The organism is Floccifex porci (assembly GCF_009696175.1).
Classification (GTDB): domain Bacteria; phylum Bacillota_I; class Bacilli_A; order Erysipelotrichales; family Erysipelotrichaceae; genus Floccifex; species Floccifex porci.
Map to the genome: position 1 here is coordinate 1 of NZ_VUMM01000025.1, position 21,615 is coordinate 21,615.

At 32.1% G+C, this 21,615-nt stretch carries 26 protein-coding genes; 17 read left to right on the forward strand and 9 right to left on the reverse strand.

Annotated elements, in window-relative coordinates; translation table 11 throughout:
• Positions 1-153: 153 nt before the first annotated feature.
• The gene (locus FYJ50_RS09200; protein ID WP_154461272.1) at positions 154-330 is read right to left on the reverse strand and encodes a hypothetical protein; all 177 of its coding nucleotides are present in this window, start codon (positions 328-330) and stop codon (positions 154-156) included.
• 65 nt (positions 331-395) lie between these two features.
• Positions 396-740 carry a hypothetical protein gene (locus FYJ50_RS09205; protein ID WP_154461274.1) on the reverse strand — a complete coding sequence of 115 codons (345 nt, stop codon included), beginning with the start codon at positions 738-740 and terminating at the stop codon, positions 396-398.
• Positions 741-782: 42 nt separating this feature from the next.
• On the opposite strand from FYJ50_RS09205, the gene FYJ50_RS09210 reads away from it, so the two are divergent.
• Complete coding sequence (locus FYJ50_RS09210; protein ID WP_154461276.1) at positions 783-1,724, forward strand: AEC family transporter; 942 nt, start codon at positions 783-785, stop codon at positions 1,722-1,724.
• 18 nt (positions 1,725-1,742) lie between these two features.
• On the opposite strand, the gene FYJ50_RS09215 is transcribed toward FYJ50_RS09210, so the two are convergent.
• A complete protein-coding gene (locus FYJ50_RS09215) occupies positions 1,743-2,504 on the reverse strand; it encodes an inositol monophosphatase family protein (RefSeq protein ID WP_154461278.1) in 762 nt (253 codons plus the stop codon).
• Positions 2,504-3,661: an FprA family A-type flavoprotein gene (locus FYJ50_RS10840; RefSeq protein WP_338083016.1), complete on the reverse strand. Its 1,158-nt coding sequence runs from the start codon at positions 3,659-3,661 to the stop codon at positions 2,504-2,506. The genes FYJ50_RS09215 and FYJ50_RS10840 overlap by 1 nt, the downstream gene beginning before the upstream one ends.
• Positions 3,662-3,759: 98 nt before the next feature.
• Between FYJ50_RS10840 and FYJ50_RS09225 the strand changes: the two genes are divergently transcribed.
• Together FYJ50_RS09225 and FYJ50_RS09230 are read left to right on the forward strand one after the other, a co-directional pair.
• Positions 3,760-5,862 carry a Tex family protein gene (locus FYJ50_RS09225; protein WP_154461280.1) on the forward strand — a complete coding sequence of 701 codons (2,103 nt, stop codon included), beginning with the start codon at positions 3,760-3,762 and terminating at the stop codon, positions 5,860-5,862.
• 80 nt (positions 5,863-5,942) lie between these two features.
• Positions 5,943-6,536 (forward strand): PTS sugar transporter subunit IIB, encoded by a 594-nt coding sequence (locus FYJ50_RS09230; RefSeq protein WP_154461282.1) that lies wholly within the window; start codon positions 5,943-5,945, stop codon positions 6,534-6,536.
• 29 nt (positions 6,537-6,565) lie between these two features.
• Here FYJ50_RS09230 and FYJ50_RS09235 read toward each other — a convergent pair whose 3' ends face one another.
• The 5 genes from FYJ50_RS09235 to FYJ50_RS09255 form a co-directional block, all read right to left on the reverse strand.
• On the reverse strand, positions 6,566-6,955 hold the full coding sequence (locus FYJ50_RS09235; protein ID WP_154461284.1) for a hypothetical protein: 390 nt from the start codon (positions 6,953-6,955) through the stop codon (positions 6,566-6,568).
• 34 nt (positions 6,956-6,989) lie between these two features.
• Positions 6,990-7,298 (reverse strand): PD-(D/E)XK nuclease family transposase, encoded by a 309-nt coding sequence (locus tag FYJ50_RS09240; RefSeq protein ID WP_205946505.1) that lies wholly within the window; start codon positions 7,296-7,298, stop codon positions 6,990-6,992.
• A gap of 267 nt (positions 7,299-7,565) precedes the next feature.
• Positions 7,566-8,315: a DeoR/GlpR family DNA-binding transcription regulator gene (locus FYJ50_RS09245; RefSeq protein ID WP_154461287.1), complete on the reverse strand. Its 750-nt coding sequence runs from the start codon at positions 8,313-8,315 to the stop codon at positions 7,566-7,568.
• Positions 8,312-9,133 carry an HAD family hydrolase gene (locus FYJ50_RS09250; protein ID WP_154461288.1) on the reverse strand — a complete coding sequence of 274 codons (822 nt, stop codon included), beginning with the start codon at positions 9,131-9,133 and terminating at the stop codon, positions 8,312-8,314. Before FYJ50_RS09250 ends, FYJ50_RS09245 begins: the two co-directional genes overlap by 4 nt.
• Positions 9,126-10,433, reverse strand: coding sequence for a PTS transporter subunit EIIC (locus FYJ50_RS09255; RefSeq protein ID WP_154461289.1), 1,308 nt, complete (start codon positions 10,431-10,433; stop codon positions 9,126-9,128). The genes FYJ50_RS09250 and FYJ50_RS09255 overlap by 8 nt, the downstream gene beginning before the upstream one ends.
• 196 nt (positions 10,434-10,629) lie before the next feature.
• Here FYJ50_RS09255 and FYJ50_RS09260 point away from each other — a divergent pair, with 196 nt between their 5' ends.
• From FYJ50_RS09260 to FYJ50_RS09325, 14 genes are all read left to right on the forward strand, one after another.
• Positions 10,630-10,800, forward strand: coding sequence for a hypothetical protein (locus FYJ50_RS09260; protein ID WP_154461290.1), 171 nt, complete (start codon positions 10,630-10,632; stop codon positions 10,798-10,800).
• Positions 10,797-11,351 (forward strand): BUD32 family EKC/KEOPS complex subunit, encoded by a 555-nt coding sequence (locus tag FYJ50_RS09265; protein ID WP_154461291.1) that lies wholly within the window; start codon positions 10,797-10,799, stop codon positions 11,349-11,351. Before FYJ50_RS09260 ends, FYJ50_RS09265 begins: the two co-directional genes overlap by 4 nt.
• Positions 11,320-12,033, forward strand: a complete 714-nt coding sequence (locus tag FYJ50_RS09270; protein WP_154461292.1) for a DUF5131 family protein — start codon at positions 11,320-11,322, stop codon at positions 12,031-12,033. Before FYJ50_RS09265 ends, FYJ50_RS09270 begins: the two co-directional genes overlap by 32 nt.
• 86 nt (positions 12,034-12,119) lie before the next feature.
• The gene (locus FYJ50_RS09275) at positions 12,120-12,296 is read left to right on the forward strand and encodes a hypothetical protein (RefSeq protein ID WP_154461293.1); all 177 of its coding nucleotides are present in this window, start codon (positions 12,120-12,122) and stop codon (positions 12,294-12,296) included.
• Between the two features lie 149 nt (positions 12,297-12,445).
• Positions 12,446-12,652 carry a helix-turn-helix transcriptional regulator gene (locus FYJ50_RS09280; RefSeq protein ID WP_154461294.1) on the forward strand — a complete coding sequence of 69 codons (207 nt, stop codon included), beginning with the start codon at positions 12,446-12,448 and terminating at the stop codon, positions 12,650-12,652.
• A 9-nt stretch (positions 12,653-12,661) separates the two neighbouring features.
• Positions 12,662-12,943, forward strand: coding sequence for a hypothetical protein (locus tag FYJ50_RS09285; RefSeq protein WP_154461295.1), 282 nt, complete (start codon positions 12,662-12,664; stop codon positions 12,941-12,943).
• 402 nt (positions 12,944-13,345) lie between these two features.
• Positions 13,346-13,591, forward strand: coding sequence for a hypothetical protein (locus FYJ50_RS09290; RefSeq protein WP_154461297.1), 246 nt, complete (start codon positions 13,346-13,348; stop codon positions 13,589-13,591).
• A 156-nt stretch (positions 13,592-13,747) separates the two neighbouring features.
• Entirely contained in the window at positions 13,748-16,678 is a 2,931-nt protein-coding gene (locus tag FYJ50_RS09295; RefSeq protein WP_154461299.1) for a chromosome segregation protein SMC, read from the forward strand.
• Positions 16,678-17,637: a signal recognition particle-docking protein FtsY gene (ftsY, locus tag FYJ50_RS09300; RefSeq protein ID WP_154461301.1), complete on the forward strand. Its 960-nt coding sequence runs from the start codon at positions 16,678-16,680 to the stop codon at positions 17,635-17,637. Before FYJ50_RS09295 ends, ftsY begins: the two co-directional genes overlap by 1 nt.
• Positions 17,637-17,924 (forward strand): sigma factor-like helix-turn-helix DNA-binding protein, encoded by a 288-nt coding sequence (locus FYJ50_RS09305; RefSeq protein ID WP_154461303.1) that lies wholly within the window; start codon positions 17,637-17,639, stop codon positions 17,922-17,924. Before ftsY ends, FYJ50_RS09305 begins: the two co-directional genes overlap by 1 nt.
• A 10-nt stretch (positions 17,925-17,934) precedes the next feature.
• Positions 17,935-19,134, forward strand: a complete 1,200-nt coding sequence (locus FYJ50_RS09310; RefSeq protein ID WP_154461305.1) for an acetate/propionate family kinase — start codon at positions 17,935-17,937, stop codon at positions 19,132-19,134.
• Positions 19,127-20,053 carry a DHH family phosphoesterase gene (locus FYJ50_RS09315; protein WP_154461307.1) on the forward strand — a complete coding sequence of 309 codons (927 nt, stop codon included), beginning with the start codon at positions 19,127-19,129 and terminating at the stop codon, positions 20,051-20,053. The genes FYJ50_RS09310 and FYJ50_RS09315 overlap by 8 nt, the downstream gene beginning before the upstream one ends.
• Positions 20,054-20,123: 70 nt before the next feature.
• Positions 20,124-20,960 (forward strand): YitT family protein, encoded by an 837-nt coding sequence (locus FYJ50_RS09320; RefSeq protein WP_154461309.1) that lies wholly within the window; start codon positions 20,124-20,126, stop codon positions 20,958-20,960.
• Complete coding sequence (locus FYJ50_RS09325) at positions 20,951-21,607, forward strand: Type 1 glutamine amidotransferase-like domain-containing protein (protein ID WP_154461311.1); 657 nt, start codon at positions 20,951-20,953, stop codon at positions 21,605-21,607. The genes FYJ50_RS09320 and FYJ50_RS09325 overlap by 10 nt, the downstream gene beginning before the upstream one ends.
• The last annotated feature ends 8 nt before the right edge of the window (positions 21,608-21,615 follow it).

Consider the following 21,615-nt stretch of genomic DNA (forward strand, 5'->3'; position numbering starts at 1 on the left):
CTTGTCCCTTTTGTCGATGACATATTCTGTTAAACACTAGCCTTAGAAATCAGGCATTCTGAAATCATTTGTTTCTAGACTGTCAAGAAATTTTAAAAACTACTTACACAGTTTGCTTGACAAAGCCGTAAAATAGAATGGAAAAAATCCATTCTATTTTTTGATTCCATGTGAATATGTGTAACTTCTTTGTCCTGTCATTTCAAGAACTTTTAAACGATATACCATTGTGACTTTTATCATACTTGTATTAAGCTGAAAATCCTGGGAATGATAATGTTTCATCAATTGCTTTAAAGCATCCAGTTTCTTTTCTGATTCCCTGTCCAATTACACTGCATATCCCATGGTACAGGACATGCATTCATTATATCTTTTCTTCGCATAATATTTCCTTATCGAATATAAATATCATTTAATGGTTTACCATTTGCCATTTCTTCATCCATATAACTGTCTTTTAAATAATCAGACAGCTGCTGCTGATTTAAAAATCCTTGTGAATAATCTTCTAATATTTCAATACGATTTTCATGAAAACAGGCTTTTTCAAAACTTTGATGATTTTGAATCATTCGTTTGATAATTTCATTGATTGCATTTATATAAATAGTGGATTCATTGTTCCATCTTGTATCAATAAAGCCATAATCTCCTTCATAATAGATTCCTTTTAAGGGAAAAGATTTTAAAATTTCATAGGTTTCTTTTGTGTCCTGTATCTTTAAATTTGTTTTCATGTAGAGATTGTATCATAAAAATCATTGTGATACTCTTATTTTATGGAAAATTTGGTTTTTAGTTTAAATGCGACCTTACCTGTTTTTTTATTAATGGTTTTAGGAATGCTGTTTCGAAAATGGAATATTGTTTCCGAATCGTTTGCTCGTCAGATGAATTCATTTGTGTTTTTAATTCCATTACCTGTTATGGTTTTTAAAAACTTAGCCACCATTGATATTAAAACAAGCTGGGATACAAAATTTGTATGTTTCTGTTTTATTGTGACTTTATTAAGTATATTCATTTCTTTTCTTTTATCCTGTATTTTAAAAGAAAAAAATAAGGGGGAATTTATACAGGTTTCGTATCGATCCAGTGCCGCTTTATTGGGAATGGCATTGATACATAATATTTATGGGGATTCCATTATGGGACCATTAATGATTATTGGAAGTGTGCCTTTATATAATATTGCAGCGGTAACAGTATTATCTTTTTTTAAACCAGGAATACATTCTTTTGATTTTGAACTGGTAAAAAAAACATGTAAAGAAATTTTAAAGAATCCGATTATTATTGGAATTGTATGTGGAATTCTATATTCTTTTTTTGAACTTCCATATCCATTGATTGTATCAAAAACAGTGGATTCCATTTCGAATCTGGCATCTCCTTTAGGATTGATTGCTATGGGAGCTTCTTTTGATTTTGAAAAATCAAAAGGAAGTTTAGGATCTTCCTGTATTGCGTCTTTTATGAAATGTTTTGGATTCTGTATGTTGTTTCTACCATTGGCTATTTATTTTGGCTTTGTGAAAGATCAGATTGTTGCCATATTAATTATGTTAGGATCAGCTACCACAGTAACCTGTTTTGTGATGGCTAAAAATATGGGACATGAAGGAACTTTATCCAGTAATGTGGTTATGATCACAACTTTATTAAGTGGTTTTTCAATAACGTTCTGGTTATTTATACTGAAATCTTTATCAATATTATAAAAAGAGGAATAACAAATGTTATTCCTCTAATGTGTTTTTAAAGTCTTCATAGTTGACGGGATTTCCAGCTACGATCGAAATGGGCTGATCAAAACAGAAACAATTCAATGAATCGATGATTCCTCCTGCTTCTTTTACAATCAATGTACCCGCTGCATAATCCCATGGGGACAGTTTCTGTTCATAAAAAGCATCTATTCTTCCTGCTGCCAGATAACAAAGGTCTAAAGCAGCTGATCCACTTCTTCGAATATCCCGGCAATTTTTAAATACCTTTTTCATACGCTCAAAAGTAATATCGGCATACTCTTTATAGTAAGGGCTGGTACCAATGGTACAGACAGAGCTGGATAAAGAATGAGTGGTTACTTTAATTTTTTTATCGTTACAATAAGCCCCCTGATCTTTAATGGCATAGAATGCTTCTTTTAAATAAGGATTATAGACTACTGCCAGACAAGGTTCTTTATGATTTAACAGGGCAATGGAAATACAGCTGAATTTGTAATCATAAGCATAATTAGTTGTTCCATCAATTGGATCTACAACCCATACATATCCATCGTTCATTTCCTGTCTGTCTTCTTCTTCCGCAAAGACACTGGCTTGAGGCAGCAATTTCTGTAATTGGGATAAAACCATATTTTGAATGGCAATATCCATTGAAGTTACAATATTGGAAATATCACTTTTTTCATGAACTTCAAAATTCCGATTGTCTGAAAATGTATCCCCTGCATTTTTTGCGATTGAAAGGATTGAATTCAATAAATCTTTCATTATAAAAATTCATCCGCTAAAGCTTCAATCTGTGCTTTGTTTGCTTCATTCATAGCACCACGAATGGTAACTGTTGTATTTGTGAATGAAATGTTTTTTGAGTTTTCAAATTCTTTTTTCATAGCTTTTGCAGCTGTAGGAGCCCATGAACCATTTTCAATGAAACCAATTGTACGGTTCTGGTAATTTCTTTCTGTTAAATTGTCAATGAATGTTTTCATATGAGGGAACATTGTTGCATTGTAAGTAACAGAAGCCAGTACAATTTTTCCATAACGGAATGCATCTTCAATGGTTTCATGCATATCTTCTCTGGCTAAATCGTTTAAAGCCACTTTTGGACATCCCTTTTCTTCCAGTACACGTTTTAATTCTTTACACGCTTCCTGTGTATGTCCATATACAGAAGAATAAGCAATCATGACCCCTTCGCTTTCTACACCATAACTGGACCATGTATTGTATAAATCTAAGTAGTAACCTAAGTTTTCATCCAATACAGGACCATGTAAAGGAGCAATAATCGAAATGTCCAGGTTAGAAGCTTTCTTCAATACATTTTGAACCTGTACTCCATATTTTCCGACAATTCCAAAATAATAACGACGTGCTTCACAAGCCCATCCTTCTGGATCTTCAATATCATTGGCTCCAAATTTACCAAATCCATCAGCAGAGAATAATACTTTATCACAAGTATCATATGTCATTAATACTTCAGGCCAGTGTACCATAGGAGCACCAATAAATTGTAAAGTATGTTTACCTAATTCTAGTGTATTTCCTTCTTTGACAACCATTCTACGATCTGCATAATCGTTTCCATAGAATTGTTTCATCATAGTAAAAGCCTGCATGCTGGAAACGACAACCATATCTGGATATTCACTTGTTAATAAAGTGATATTTGCACTATGATCGGGTTCCATGTGCTGTACAATTAAATAATCTGGTTTTTTAGAACCCAGTACTTCTTTAATGTTGGATAACCATTCTTTAGAAAAGTTTACATCCACACTGTCCATAACGGCTATTTTTTCATCAAGAATGACATAGGAATTGTAAGCCATTCCTCTTTCCAGTTCGAATTGTCCTTCAAATAAATCAATGTCATGATCATTGACACCTACATATTGTATATCTTTTGTTACTTTCACAATAACACCACCTTCTGAGTTATTCTACACTATTTTATAAAGACTTACAATTTAACAATTTGTCAATTTTTGTTAGAATGAAAAGCGGAGGATTTTATATGGATATACAAATTCAAAGTATCGCAAAATGCTTAAATATAAAAGAAGAGCAGGTAAAAAATGTATTGGAATTATTAGAACAGGGTTCTACCATTCCATTTATTGCCCGCTACCGTAAAGAATTAACGGGAGCTTTAGATGAAGAACAGATTCAAAAAATTGATGAAGACTACAAATATCAGATCAATCTTCAAAAACGAAAAGAAGATGTGATTCGTTTGATTGAAACAAAAGGGAAATTAACGGATACTTTAAAAAAAGAAATTGAAACGTGTACAAAATTATCACAGGTAGACGATATCTATCGTCCTTATCAGGAAAAGAAAAAAACCAGAGCAGCCCTCGCGATTCAAATGGGACTGGATCCTTTAGCGGATTTAATGGTTTCCTGTCCATACTCTTTTACAGAAAAAGATATAAAACCTTTTTTAAATGAAAATGTTCAAACAAAAGAAGAAGCTATACAGGGTGCCTTAGATATTATAGCGGAGAGGGTATCGGATAATACGAAATTCAGATGGCGTGTAAAAGAATCAATTGAAAAGTATGGAAAAATTGTAACGAAAATAAAAAAAGATGCCAAAGATGAGAAAAAAGTTTATCAGTTGTACTATGATTTTTCAAAACCGGTAAGATATATTGCAAATCACCAGATTATGGCTATAAATCGTGCGGAAAAGGAAAAAGTAATTCAGGTTTCTTTTGAATTTAATGAAGAAAATGCAATTCTGTATGCTTATAGAGGAATCAGTCATAATCGAAAAGGGGCAACGGATTCCTATTTATTAAAGGCAGTCGAAGATGGGTGCAAGCGTTTATTGTTTCCAAGTGTGGAAAGAGAAGTACGAACTGAATTGTCGCAAAGAGCGCATGAATCTTCCATTGAAGTATTTTCGATGAATTTAGAGAAATTATTGTTGCAGCCACCTCTAAAAGGAAGAGTTATTTTAGGATTTGATCCAGGATATGCACATGGCTGTAAACTGGCTACTTTAGATGAAACAGGAAAGCTGTTACAGGTGGATAAAATTTATCCTCATGCTCCTTTAAACCGTAAAAAAGAAGCAGAAAGAATTTTAGTGGATCGAATTCAACAATTTAAAATAAAAATTATTGCCATTGGAAATGGAACGGCATCCAGAGAAAGCGAAGAATTTGTGGCGGGTGTAATACAGAAATATCATTTGAACTGTGAATACATTATTGTATCAGAGGCAGGAGCCAGCATTTATTCGGCACAGCCAGAGGCTCGTGAAGAATTTCCGGATTTGCAGGTAGAAGAAAGAAGTGCGATATCCATTGCACGAAGAGTCTTAGATCCTTTATCGGAATATATTAAAATTGATCCACAAAGCATTGGAGTGGGACAATATCAGCACGATCTGCCTTCTAAACGACTAAAAGAAAAATTGGATTTTGTTGTCACAAAATCTGTGAATCGAGTGGGAGTCAATATCAATACGGCCAGTCCAGCATTGTTATCACATGTGTCTGGACTATCCAAAAAAGTATCGGATGAAATTGTGAAATATAGAAATGAAAATGGAATGTTTACCAATCGAAACCAGATCAAAAAGGTAAATAAGTTAGGGCCAAAAGCCTTTGAACAGTGTGCTGGTTTTTTACGTATTCTCAATGGGGAAAATCCACTGGATGCTACAGGAATTCATCCTGAAAGTTATGATATTACTAATAAATTATTGAAACAGTATGATATTCATCAGATTGATTTAGAAAAAGCAGCCATGGAATTACATAGTGATATATATACAATTAAAGATATTGTTGATACGTTAAAAGAACCAGCCAGAGATTACCGTGATAAATTTGAAGCACCTGTTTTAAGAAGTGATATACTTCATCTGGAAGATTTAAGTATTGGTCAACAGTTAGAAGGAACCGTACGAAATGTTGTAGATTTTGGCGTATTTGTAGATATTGGATTACACAATGATGGTCTGGTTCATATCTCAAAATGTGCAAATCATAAAATTTCTCATCCAAGTGAAGTATGTCAGGTAGGGGATATTGTACAAGTATGGGTTTCAAATATTGATTTTGAACGAGAAAAGGTACAATTAAGCTTAATTTCAACTTGTTAACGTTTACATGAAGAAAATCATTTGACAATTGAAAAAGAATTTTGTATAACTCTGTCATCAGAAATGAAAAGAGTGATAAGATGTTAGAGTTTCAAATGACTGCATTGGAATCTTTTTTCTATCATTGGATGCGATCTTTTCCAATGGCAGAAAAACCATCGGATTCTAAAATTGTTTTTCATTTTAAAGATAAAACAGGAACCATTAATTTTTTAGGAGATCAGATTGTAGAACTGGAAATTGTAGAAAAGGAAGTTCTTGTTTTCTCACTGCATTTTGTGATTGATGATATTAAAATTGTCTCAAGACATTTTAAATCTTTCTTTGATTTCTTAAAAGAAGAAAATGCCAATTCAGATGAAGAAATTCAAATTGTAGATACAAATGTTAAAAAAATATTGTTTGTCTGTTCTTCAGGAGTATCTTCTTCTTATTTTGCCAGTGAAATTGAAAAAGAATTCAAAGAAATTCATATGGATATACAGGTAGATTCTACTTATCTGGATAATTTAAAAAATGTGATTGAAGAATACGATTTGGTCTTCTTTGCTCCTCAGGTACTTTCTCATATAAAAGAATATGAAAATTATGGAGTAAAAGTGATAGGAATTCATTCTTATGATTTTGGCTCCTGGAATTTTCATAAAATTATTAATATTGCTTTATGTGCATAAAACCCACTTTCAAATGAAAGTGGGTTGTTTTAATGTATAGAGAGCCATTCTTTGACCTGATTGATATCACTGTCTAAAGCCTTTGCAATTTGATCCAAGCCCAATCCCATTTCATATAAATTATGAGCTGTGGATATACTTTTTTCTAATTTCCCTTTAAGGTTTCCCTGAAGAATTCCTTCGTTTAAATCTTGAAGTCTTCCATTTTCTACCAGTTCTTCCATGATCTGACACATATTTTCAACCTCACTTTCATTTGTCTTAAGTTTTTTAACCGATTCTCTCATTTCTTCAAGAATCATATCTTTATAGTCACTGCAGTTAAAATCATGCATTAAATAACCTAATTCATCTTCTCCTGTATATTGACCATTTATATACATAAAATAAATGCGATCGTTAAAGGGTTCATATTTCATTTGTTTTATCTATTTTTGAATTGTATAAATTCCTTCATTGAGACCATAAGGATCTTTTATATAGAATATAAACATCTGGAATTTCTTTATATTCCATTCCTTCTTTCAGATATGATACATCAATTCGGCTTTCATAATATCTTAATCTTTCTGGTATTGCCTGTGATAGATTTCTTTGGACTTCGATATTATAGATGGTATTGTTTGTATCAATGACCAGTACATTCCCTCTTATAGATTTTGAACCATTGAGACCTTTTAGATCCGCCTGGGTCTCATAATGTCTGATTTCAATTGTCTGATTCAATACAATCTGAATTACTTTTTTTGACCAGTTTTTCATTGTCCTTAAACAGGACTTGCATAAATGTATCATCGATGGGTCTGAATTTTTTAATGGCTTCTAAATATTGTTTCATTTCTGCGGTTCATTCTTTCATCTCCTTTTCTTTAAATATTAGTTTATGAATGAATACCGCCGGACTTTAAACATATCAGATTCTCCTTTTCTTTCTTCAATTTCATCATACTGATAAATTATTATTTATGTTAATTATTACATGATATATTTCATTTTGACATTTAAAAAAGATGCATTTTTGATACATCTTTAAATTGTAATAATCTGTTTAATATCTTTTACAGTATTTTTTTGTTTATCTGTTAATGAATCCGTTACAAATGCATCCACTTCTTTAAAATTACAATATATATAAGTGGCATTCTGTTCAAATTTAGATGAATCGGCTACAACAATAAGTTTACTAGTCTGATTGATGGCATGTCTTAAAATATCAATTCCTTCACTTGAAACAGTGGTAAATCCATTTATATCTTTTAATCCTAAAGAACCAGTAAAGGCCAGATCAAAATGAAAATGATCAATAACATAATTTGAAAAATGACCTGAAGTTCTTTTACTTTCCTTATTTAAATCTCCACCTGTTAAAATTGTATGAATGTTCAAATCCACTAAACGTGAAGCGGTTAGTATAGAATGGGTAATTACAGTTATATCTTTTTTACTGGCTAAAGCATCTATACCGGATAATATTGTGCTTCCTGCATCCAGAAATATGACCTGCCCATCTTTTATCTGTTCAAAAGCTTTCATTGTGATTTTTCTTTTGATGGTATGATTCTCATTCATACGAAAAGAAACTGGTTTTTCTGTTAAAGATTGATTTAAACGTACCCATCCATGTTCTTTTATGACCAGAGACTGGCTTTCCATTATCGTTATATCGCTGCGAATGGTTTCTGTAGTTACATTTAAAAGTCTAGCCAATTCTTTAATTTGAATTCGTCCTTTTTCTATTAATAAATCATGAATCTGTATTTGTCTTTTCTCTTTTTTCATAAAATATATTCTTCTACATAATTCGCAAAACCATCTTCTGAACAAGTGTGTTTTGTGATTTCATCTGCAATGGCTTTGGTATCATTGCTTCCATTTAATAAACATACACCCCATCCAGCTTGTTCTAACATAGAATTGTCATTGGTTGTATCCCCAAAAGCAACAATCTGCTCTGCTTTCAAATTTATAATTTTACATAACTCATTAACCGCAAAACCTTTTGAGATATGAGGATCCATAAATTCAATTAATGTGGATTGAGTCTTTAAACCAATATAATCTTTACTTTCATGTGTTTCTAAAAAGGCTTCAACTCTCGATACTTCTTCTTCACTCATTCGAAACATAATTTTCGCATTTTCTTCGGCATACAATTCTGATATATCTTTTGCGACAACAATTTCACGATGGGATGTTCGAGATGATTTTTCCATCATTTCATCATTTTTCATACATAATAATTTCTGGTGCCAGTATAAAAATGGATTACACTCAAATTGTTTCATAATTTCACAGATTTCTTTCATTGTATCCTGTTTTAATTTATAGTATTCATACAAATGATCATTAACCCATAGTTCGGCTCCATTTAATCCTATAATAATATCAAATTCAAAATTAAATCCCCATTCTTTTGCGTATAAACACAATTCTTCATATGGACGACCGGAAGCTAATCCAATTATATAACCTTTGTCATGCAGCTGATTGATAACTTTTATTGTTTTTTTACTTAAAATACGAGACCAGTCATATAAAGTTCCATCAATATCACATAAAATACAGCGAGAATTCTGTAAAATTTCATTTTTATTCATAAGATTCTTCAACTCCTAAAATATATGTTACCACACAAGCTATCACAAATCCTATAATACCAGATACAATTCCATGGATAAAATTTGTCGTATTTCCACCAATATAATTTAAAAAACAAAGAAAGTTGGCCACTGGTAAGAAATTATAAGCTGTGACATTCATGATGGCTGCATATAAAGCACCTGCAAATCCACCGGCCATCAATCCAATAAATGGTTTTTTGTATCTAAAACCAATTCCATATAAACCAGGTTCTGTAATACCACCGATGATTTGAGCAATCAGATAAGAGATGGTAGCGGATTTATCTTTTTTATTCTTCTGACGAAGAAAAGCTCCCAGACACATTCCTCCAACCGCAAAAGCAGCGGCTGCACACATAGGGGTAATGATGGCTTCCTGACCGTTGCTGGCTAAAATCATAAAAATCGTTGAAATAAATAACCAGTGTAAACCACCCATAATAATAAATTCCCATACCATTCCCAGTAGAGCAATGGTCAGAATACGAATGATTCCACCCATATTTCCTAAAGTTAATAAAGCGTTACATAAATATTCTCCTAATAAATTTCCTAGTGGAGCCACCAGACATAAAGTGACTGGTAACATAATTAAGAAAGTTAAAAAGGGAGCAAATACCACTTTTATGGCTTCAGGTATCACTTTATTAAAGAATCGTTCCAGATAAGATAAAATCCATGTCGATAAAATAATCGGCAAGATCGTAGATGTATAATTTAAGGCGGTCATAGGTATTCCATATACATTAAAACTTTGATGGTTTACTGCCATTTCGATTAACGTTGGATGAATCAGTATAGCACCTAAAAACATTCCTAATACTGGAGTGGCATGAAATGTTTTTGCGGATGTATAACCGACTACAATAGGAAAGAAATAAAATCCGGCATCTGCCACAAAAGTAAATAAAATATACAATGTACTTTCACTGGATATAACATTTAACATGTCTGGACCCAGTATGGAAGCAACCGTTTTAAACATAGAAGCACAAATCAGCATAGGCATTAATGGAACTAAACAGCCAGCTAATGCTTCCATAATGGCATTCAATATTTTTTTCTTTTCTTTCTGATTGAATAATTCCATTAATGTTTCATAATAGAAAGAATCTTGTGTACAGATTTCTATAATGGAATCTTTATGAATGATATTCTCTCTAGATGTAAAATCAATGTCTTTTTTTAAATGAATGATAATCGTAGATGGATATTGTTTAATAGATTCAATTCCATTTTTACCATCCAATGCATTAAATAAATCTTCAGCTCTCATATAAAAATCTCCTTACATATATAGTATCGAATATAAGAATAAAAGGTATACTATTTTAGAATTTATATAAAAAAACAAAATTTAAAATTTTGAAAACAAAATATTTTTGTTTATATATGAAATTAAAACACAAATATATAGAATTTAAACTTCGAATATTTTCTTAAAATCTTATATTATAAATAGGGAGGACATTATGAAACAGAAAATCATTTTTTTATTTAAGATTCTATTTGTTTTAACTGGTTTATGCCTGGCTTTATATTGTATAATCAGTGATTCAGAATCGGAATGGATATTACCTCTTGCGTATTTATCTGTTGTATGCGCAAATGGAATTAAATTACTGGAGAAAAGAAAAAAATGAAAGTTAATGAAATTGAGTATGAAGTGATTCGTTTATTGGGTCATGGAAAAGGAGGATATTCTTATTTAGTTAAACGAAATCATCAATTCTATGTTCTAAAACAGATTCACCATGAACCATGTGATTATTATACGTTTTCTAATAAAATTGAAAGTGAATATAGAGATTATCAGATATTAAAGAAAACGGGAATTCCAATTCCGAAGATGCTGGATATTGATTATAAAGAAGAAAGAATTTTAAAAGAATATATAGAAGGAGAAACCATTTATAATTTAGTAAAAAATAATTTGATGAAAAAAGAATACATGGATCAGATATACAAAATATCGAATAGAGTTACTGATCATGGAATCAATATTGATTATTTTCCAACTAATTTTATAGTGCAGAATGAAATTTTGTATTATATCGATTATGAATGCAATCCATATATGGAACAATGGAATTTTGAAAACTGGGGCATACAGTACTGGTCAAAGACGGATACGTTTGAAAAACATGATAAGGAAAAAATATATGACAAGCTGGAATCCATGGAGAGGCTGTAAAAGATGCAGTGATGGATGTAAATACTGTTACATACATGCAGGAGATAAAAAAAGAAAGATCGATACATCCAATATTATTTTTACCAAAGATTTTGATAAACCAATCAGGAAATGCAAAAATGGAAATTATAAAATGAAATCTTCTCTGGTATATGTATGCTTTCAATCGGATTTTCTGATTGAAGAAATGGATCCTTATAGAAATGAAGTCTGGAAAATGATTAAAGAAAGAAGCGACTGTATGTTTCTTTTCTTGACAAAACGAATTCAAAGATTTGAACAATGTATACCAGAAGACTGGTCAGATGGGTATGAGAATGTTATTGTTGGCTGTACCATTGAAAATCAGAAGAATGCAGATTTTAAATTGTCCATTTTTAAAGATTTGAAGATAAAACATAAATATATAATTGCACAGCCTTTACTGGAACAAATCAATATTGAAAAGTATCTGGAAAATATTGAATGTGTAATCGCAGGGGGAGAATCCAATAAAAATGCAAGATTGCTGGATTATGACTGGGTATTGAATTTAAGAGAACAATGCATTGAAAAAAATGTTTCTTTTACTTTTAGACAATGTGGCACCTATACAAAAAAAGATGGAAAGCTATATTCGATTCCAACCAATCTTTTAACAAAACAGGCAAAAAAAGCCAATATTAATTATGTTGCTAAGTAAACTTGGTAAAAGTGTTGACAAGTTATCTTGACAGTGATATGTTATTTTTGCAAATAAAACTTGGTATTGTATCAGAAAATTTTAACATGTTCAAGGAAGAAATACTCGAAAGAAGCAGAAAAGAGAATCAGAATAAAGATTTAGCTGATCTGGAAATAATAAAACAGGCTGGTTTAATATCCAGTCATGTGGGATTGACTGGATGTGTTCTTATTTCTTTATTGTTTTACTGGATCATAAAAAAACCGCTTATAAGTCCATGAATCATTTATTTTAGTATGATGGCTGCACGATCCATTGTAAAATATAGAAAAATGCACAATCATTCTGAACTTATTCTTGTTCTTTTATATTCTGGTATGGGCATACTGGCTATCTTATATTTTATGATACAGATTTTAGGAGGTAAGTAATGAAAGAAGAACTGATTTTAAAGAATAATCTGAAAAAAGTTCGTTTAGAAAAAAAACTATCACAAATGCAGCTGGCAAATATGGTAGGTGTTTCACGAAATACGATCAGTTCTATTGAGACAGGACAATTCAATCCAACCGCCAAGTTAGCTTTAATATTATGTATTGCACTGGATAAGAAATTTGAAGATTTGTTTTATTTTTAGGAGACTGTTATGAAAGATATTTTATTACTGGTATTAGGTGTATTTATTACTGGAATTGGACTTGTGAATATGATGGGAAATATTAGTACGATACATTCCTATAATCGTAAAAATGTAAAAGAAGAAGATGTACCTGCATATGGAAAAACAGTTGGATTAGGAACCGTTATAATTGGTTTATCCTTAATTCTTGCTTTTATTTGGGAAGGGTTTAAAGCAGAAATAGGATTGATCCTTGGTCTTGGTTTTATTTTATATGGGCAGATAAAATACAATAAAGGAATATTCTAAATCAAAAGAATCGTTAATCGATTCTTTTTTTACAATCAGACATGAATAATGTCATATAAAGAGATAATCTAAAAGAAATTTTATATTATGTATTACATCATCCCTTAATTGATTCTCACTTATCTATGTTTTATACTGCAGGTACTTAACTATCAAAAGAACTAATACAATTTTATTTGATTCACAAAGTCTATTGAAATCATTTTTGAACCATAATATTTTTTCTGTTAATGAAAATTGCATCTGATAATTGCTTCTATTTAGTATAGAGATGGAAGGTGAAAGAATGAGAGAACCATTGAAAAATCATATAAAACTTATATTATCCAATTCTGAATATATCATTCATTCCTGTATTGGTAAAGGAGCCGGTAGTTCGACAGTTTAAATCTGACTTTTATTATGAAAGAAGATCATATACTTTCTTCCATATCGTTAATAAAAATAACGGATGGAACTATCAGTACAGATGATCTAGCTGTATTTTATCTTCTTCTGGTTGTCTGCATCGATGATTTTTTAAATATGGATGAGGCCATTGATTTATTGCTGGAGGCTTCAAATACCTTTGTGACCAAAAATAACTGTTCTTATTTATGGAAAGACAATGATAAAGAAGTGTATCTGATGGCAGTTCCAGTATACTGAAAAATACAGGTAAGCAATTTTAAATTGAATATCTGTAAAAGACTATCTTTTTGATTCGACAGTCTTTTTATATTAGATATTTCAATTGTCAGTTTCTCTGGCTTCTTTCTATTTATTCTTGATTTTGATATAATACCTAAGATAGGATGGTGGATTATGTTTTTAAAACGTATAGAACTATTAGGATTTAAAAGTTTTGCGGATAAAACAATTATACAGTTTGATCATGACATTACAGGTATTGTAGGTCCTAATGGATGTGGTAAAAGTAACGTAAATGATGCCATTCGCTGGGTATTAGGAGAACAGAGTACCAAGTCTCTTCGTTCTGGGAATAGTATGTCGGATATTATTTTTTCTGGAAGTGAATTTCGAAAACCGGTTAATTTAGCAAAAGTGACTTTGGTTTTTGATAATTCCTCTCGTATTTTTGATTCTCCTTTTGAAGAAATTGAAATCACAAGACAAATACAGAGATCAAATAATGAAGCCAGTTATTTTATTAATAAAACTCCCTGTCGTTTAAAAGATATAAACGATCTTGTTATGGACACAGGACTGGGTAGAGATTCTTTAAGCATTATCACACAGGGGAACATTTCAGGTTTTGCGGATGCGAAACCTGAAGAAAGACGTTCATTATTTGAAGAAGCAGCGGGTGTTGCCAAATACAAAAAAAGAAAAAAAGTTTCTTTACAGAAACTGGAAAAAACGCAGGATAATTTAGATCGTCTTCAGGATATTATTGATGAACTGTCTCGTCAATTGTCTCCTTTGGAAAAGGCAAGTGAAAAGGCGAAACAATATCTATCTTTGAAAGAAGAATTATCTTCCATTGAAATCAGTGTACTGGTAGAAGATATTGAAAATTATCAGAATCAGATTAAAGAGATTGAAAAACAGTTATTTGAAAATAAAACTTTACTGACTTCTAAGGAAACTGATGTTAATTTAATGGATCATCAATTGGAAACATTACGTAAAGAGATGCATAATTTAGATTCACAGATATCCAATCTTCAGCAGGTTTATACAAAAACAATGGAAGAAAGCTACCAGCTGGAAAAGCGTAAAGTGGAAATTGATGAAAAACGTAAATATTTATTAAAAAATGAAGATGCTAAATTGAGACAGAAAGAACTGCAGATTATGTTAAAGGAGGCAAAATTTGAATATGAAGATCGAAGAGATCGTTTGTCTTCTTTGAAAACGGATCTGATTCTGCATAAAAAGAATCTGGAATCTTTTAAAAACCAGGAAAATCGAGTTTCTTTTGAATTAAGACAGGCAGAAAATGTATTTCAGCAATTAAACAATCGTAAACAGGTGCTGGAAAATATGATGAAACAGCCTTTTGCGCATCAGCAGGGAGTCAAAGCCATAATGCAGGCAAAACAGTCTTTATCTGGAATTGAAGGAGTGGTTTCTCAACTTTTCATTCCTCAGGAAGACAAGGCAATGGCTATTCAGGCGGCTTTAGGGGGAAGTCTGTATAATATTGTAACCAAAGATGAAGCGAGTGCTCGCTATGCGATTCGCTTCTTAAAAAAGAATCATTCTGGAAGAGCAACCTTTTTACCAATGAATGTATGTAAACCAAGAGTAATGAATTCACAGATTCTCTTTATTGCTTCACAGGCACAAGGATATATTGGATGGGCCAATGAACTGGTGGATTGTGATGGAAAATACAACTTTGTCAAAGATCGATTATTAGGAAATATATTGGTCATTGATACTCTTGAACATGCCAATGAATGTGCAAAACAATTAAAATATCAGGTTAAAATTGTGACATTGGATGGAGATATTGTTCATACGGGTGGATCGATGACTGGTGGATTTGTACGAAACTCTAGTTCACCGGTTACTTTAAACAGTGAATTAAAGCAGATTGAGGCAAAAATCAGTGGTCATGAGATATCTATTCAGTATTTAAGAAATGAACAGGAAGAATATAGACGTAAATTAGATCGAGAAAATGAAGATTGTGTTTCACTTCAGATTGAAATTGCGAAACTGGAAAATATTTATACAGTAAAAAAAGATAAATATGATACCTTATTACAGGAATACAAACAGTTAGGAATAAAAGAAGTGAATACAGAAGAAATCAAAGAAGACGATCTGGTTGTTCAAATGGCAAAAATGCATGCGAAGATGGATGATACTTCTTCCCAGATTTCTTCTTTGCGTTCTCGTCGTTTTAATGTAGGAAATCAGGTTGAAAAACTGGAAAACGATATTCGCTTATTAAGAAGAGAAATGAATGCTTTACAAAGTGAAATTCATGCTCTGGAATTAAAACAGGTGCAGTATACAACAAAACAGGATGCCTGTTTAAACCGTTTAAATACGGATTATAGAATGACCTATGAATATGCTTTGGAACATAAAAAAGAAATTGATTTGAAAGAAGCAAAAGAAAAAGTAATCTGGCTTCGTCAGGAAATATCGAAATTGGGAAATGTCAATTTAGAGGCTCCAAAAGAATATGAAGAAGTAAAAGAACGTTATGATTTCCTGTCAAAACAAAAAGAAGATCTGCTTTTAGCTTCCAAACAGATATTAAAAGCCATTGATGAAATGAATGAAACAATGATCGTTCAATTCAGTGAAATGTTTGATAAAATAAATGTAGAATTAAATGAGTCTTTTAAAGCGATGTTTGGTGGAGGAAAAGCCAGACTGGTGATGGTGGATCCAGAAGATGTATTAAATACTGGAATTGATATTCAGGTACAGCCTCCAGGAAAAACCATTAAAAATTTACAGTCGTTCTCGGGTGGAGAAAAAGCATTGATTGCCATCAGTGTTTTATTTGCGATATTAAAAGCTCGTACAATGCCACTTTGTATATTTGACGAAGTGGAAGCAGCACTGGATCAGGCTAATGTAGAACGATTTGCTCGTTATTTATCTCATTTTAGAAATCAGTCCCAATTTATTGTTGTGACACATAGACCAGGTACAATGGAACAGTGTGATACATTGTATGGGGTGACTATGCAGAAAGATGGGGTTTCTAAATTATTAAAAGTACAATTAAAAGAAGCACTTTCTTTAACAGAACAGGAGGAAAAATAATGGCTTTTTTTCAGAAAATTAAAGAAGCTTTTGTGAAAAGCAATGACAAAGATAAATATTTAAGCGGATTAAATCGATCTAAAAAAAGTTTTGGGGATCGTATTCGTGTTTTATCGAATAACTTTCATGGTATTGATGATGAGCTGTTAGAAGAAATCATGGTCATTTTACTGGAAAGTGATGTGGGAATTCATACGGCACAGAAAATTGTAGATGCTTTTGAACAAAGAGGAAAAGAAATAAAAAATTATGATTCAATGGAAGATTATCTGATTTCCATTTTATATGATTTTTATGATGAACAAAACGATGAGCCGATTCAATTCAATTCCGATGGACCTACAATTATTTTTATGGTTGGAGTCAATGGATCGGGAAAAACTACAACCAGTGCGAAACTAATTAAAAATTATAAAGAAGAAGGAAAAAAAGTGGCAGTGGTTGCAGCGGATACATTTAGAGCCGGAGCTGTGGATCAGATTGAAGTTTGGGCCAATCGACTGGATGTGGCCTGTATTAAAGGAAAACCAAATCAGGATCCAAGTTCTGTCATTATGGATGGATGTAAATATGCAATGGAAAATCAGATTGATATACTGATTTGTGATACAGCGGGTCGTTTACAGAATAAGACAAATTTAATGAAAGAATTAACAAAGATGTCGCGTGTGGCACAAAAAGTGATTCCAAGTGCGCCTCATGAAGTATGGCTGGTAATGGATGCGACAACGGGACAGAATGGGATTTCTCAGGCTCAATTGTTTTTAGAAGCTACCAATGTAACAGGAATCGTTTTAACAAAAATGGATGGAACAGCCAAAGGTGGAGTGGTTCTGGCAATTCGAGATCTTCTTCATTTGCCGGTTCGTTTCCTGGGATTAGGAGAAAAACCAGAGGATTTGAAACCATTTGATATTAATGCTTATTTGATGGGTATCACAAAAGGATTAGAGGAATAATGCTGGATCATTTTATCGTGAATGAATTGTATGATGTATATGGTTCTTTATTGACAAAAAGACAGCAGGAAATTCTTCAGCTGTATTGCCAGGAAGATCTATCGTATTCAGAAATCAGTGAAGAATTGAATATTTCACGTTCTGCGGTATTGGATGCGGTACATAAATCAATTCATCAGTTAGAAAAGTATGAATCTGTGGTACAATATGTAAGCAAAAGAAAACAGTTAATGGAATTAACTGAAAAAGATAAAGAGTTGTCAGAAAAGATAAAAGAAATATTCTAAGGAGGAAATTATGGCAATTGTAATGAGTGTAAATGCAGGGAGTTCTTCTTTCAAATTTCAGGTATTTGAAATGCCAGAAGAAAAAGTTTTAGCACAGGGAAATGTAGAAAGAATTGGTTTGGAAAATTCTATTTTTGGGATGAAATTTGATGGCAATAAAATAGAAGAAGTATGTGACATTCCAGATCATGCGGTAGCGGTACAAAAAATTATGGATGCTTTAGTGGATAATCATATTGTGAATCAGTTGGAAGATATTCAGGCAATTGGTCATCGTATGGTTCATGGAGGAGAATATTTTGATCATTCCGTATTAGAAAGTGAAGATGCAATCAATAAATTTATTGAATTGACAGACTTGGCACCTTTACACAATCCAGCTGGTTTATTAGGTTATCGTTCTTTTAAAAAAGCATTGCCAAATGCTTCTCATACATTTGTATTTGATACAGCATTCCATCAGACAATGCCAAAAGAAAATTATTTATATGCGATTCCATACGAATATTATGAAAAAGATAAAGTTCGCCGTTATGGAATGCATGGAACTTCACATTTATATTTAACACAGCGTTATGCCCAGATTACAGGAAAAAAATTAGAAGATGTAAATATTGTGACTTGTCATTTGGGTAATGGTGGAAGCATTACAGCTGTAAAAAATGGAAAATCTTTTAAAACTTCAATGGGATTTACACCATTGGCCGGTATTATGATGGGAACTCGCTGTGGAGATATTGATCCAGCCATTCTTGTTTTCCTTCAGAAAAAATATGGATATGATTATGAAGAAATTGATAATTTATTAAATAAAAAATCAGGACTGCTAGGTGTATCTGGTGTTTCCAGTGATTCCAGAGATGTAGAAGCTGCTGCAGCCCAAGGAAATGAAAGAGCTATTTTAGCCCAGAAAATGTTTGCCTCCCGTGTAATTGAAACCGTATCGGGTTATATTGGATTAATGGGTGGAGCCGATGCGATTATTTTTGCTGGAGGTATTGGAGAAAATGCCTGGTCGTATCGTAAAGCAATCTGTGATGGATTGTCTGTATTTGGCGTGGATGTACCAGATGAATTGAATATTGGTGTACGCGCAAAAGAAGCAAAACTGAGTTCAGATAATTCTAAGATGGAAGTCTGGTTATTACCAACCAATGAAGAGCTGGTAATGGCTAGAGATGCTTATAAGGATCTGATGGAAAATGCTTAAGCAGATACTGGAAGAAATAAAAAAATCCAATCCAATTACGATATTTCGACATCAGTTAGCGGATATGGATGCAATGGGATCGCAACTGGGATTGTCAACATGGATCAAAGAGACATATCCCGAAAAAGAAGTATATAATGTTGGTTTTCCATCTCCTGTATCTGAAAAGTTTGAACATTCTATTGATGAAGTCAGTGATGAAATCATTGCTTCTTCCTTAGCAATTGTTTTAGATACAAGTAACGCATCAAGAGTATCTGATCCTCGTTTTCAACTTGCGAAACGAAAAATTCGCATTGATCATCATGTAAAAATTGAATCGTTTTGCGATCTGGAATGGATTGATGACAAAGCCAGTGCAACCTGCGAAATGTTACCTTTGTTTTTTAAAGAAAATCAGATTCAGATTTCTTCAAAAGCAGCTCAATATTTCTATTGTGGCTTAATTGCGGACAACATTCGATTCTCAATATCAAATGTACGAAAAGAAACCTTTGAGGCTGCAGGGTATCTGATTGAATGTGGAGCGAATGTATTAAAAGCCAATGAATTGAATTTTTCAATTTCTATGTCGGATTATCAATATGAAAATATGGTTCGTAATCGCTCTGTACGTAAAGAAAACTGTTTATATTCTATTATGGAAACAGAAGATTATATACCTTATCAGAGTTATGAAAATGCCAAGGATAAAGTATATGTTTTAAGTGGAATCAATGAAATTGAAATATGGGCTTTATTTACTCATATGAAAGATAGCAATCTGTATTCCTGTTCTTTACGTTCCAAACAAAAAAACATTCGTGACATTGCATCTTCTTTTAATGGAGGTGGACATGAATGTGCCTGTGGAATTAAAAATTTAACAATTGAACAAGTATATGAAATAATTGAGCAAATTGCACAAAGAAGTAAATAAGAAAAGTATTAAGCGCAAGCTTGGATCCACGTGGTTAGGGAAAATCCTGACCACTTTTTTTAGGAGGAATATGAAAAATATAATATTAAATATCATAGGAAGTTCTTTACTGGCTTTTGGAGTTTATGCTTTCGTTGTACCTTTTGATATCATTGTTGGAGGTGCCACTGGACTTTCTATCATAGGACACAAATTGTTAGGATGGAATATTTCTATTATTGTTTTAATCATAAATTGTATATGTCTGCCGATTGGATATGTATTGGGAAGCAGACAATTGGCTTTGGGATCGATCCTTTCCTCTTTTGTTTACCCAATTGCCTTGGCTGTTTTTGAAAGAATACCAATATTAACGCAAATAGTTGATAATATTTTTTTAGCGGTATTGTGTGGTGGAATTGTATGTGGAATAGGTATAGGAATGGTTATGAAATCAGGAGGTTCTACCGGTGGTATGGACATTCCCTGTTTATTGATTTCAAAATATTTAAAAATACCTGTAAATGTAATCATTAATATTACAGATACGCTGATTATGATTGGACAGATTCCTTTTTCCAATGTGACTTATATTATATATGGTCTGATCTATACGTATATAATGACCAATTCCATTTCAAAAGTATTAACATTGGGTGTGGACAAATATAGAGTGGATGTTATGAGTGAATCCTTTGAAGAAATCAGTAATGCTTTATTGGATAACGATTTAGGGCTTACTTTATCATATGTTCAATCAGGATATCGAAAAAAAGAAGTCAAAAAAATAGAATGTGTTGTGGATATAAAGCGTTTAAGGATGGTACAGGATATTATTGAAAATATAGATCCGACTGCCTTTATCACAATTGAAAAAGTAGTGGATGTAAAGGGAAGGGGATATACATTAGAAAAGGAATGGCTATGATCAATATCTTATTAAGTGACTTTTCATTTGATGAAAAATGGGCATATGAAAATTTAAAAAGAATTTTAAAAAAAGAAGATAAAGTGTGTATTTGTGCTTTAACTTTTTTTGATGATACAAAGACGATAGAAGACTGGAATCATCAATTTAAAAAAGGACAAGGATATTATTATCGATTGTATCAGGATGTATTTAAACGATATGGAATTCATTCGATTGAATGGATTGAATATTTTAATGATTCTTATCAGCAGATGAAAGAGAAAATTGAAAGAAGCAGTGTATTGTATATTCCTGGTGGAGCACCTGATTTATTTATGAAGCGAATCAGGGAGTGTCGTATAAAGAAAGTTTTAAAAAATTATAAGGGTATTGTGATTGGTGTATCTGCAGGAGCGATGGTTCAACTGGATTGTTTTCACATTACTCCAGATGATGAATATTCCGATTTTCAGTATATGAATGGATTAGGATATCTTCAGGATTTTGATATTGAAGTCCATTATACAGGAAGCAATCACCAGAAGAAATATATAAAGAAAGTCATAGAAGAAAAACAGATTCCTGTTTTTGGAATTAAGGAAAAAGGTGGAATGATCATTCAAAATAATCAGATTGAATGTTTTGGTCAGATTGAAAAAATATAAAGCGAGAT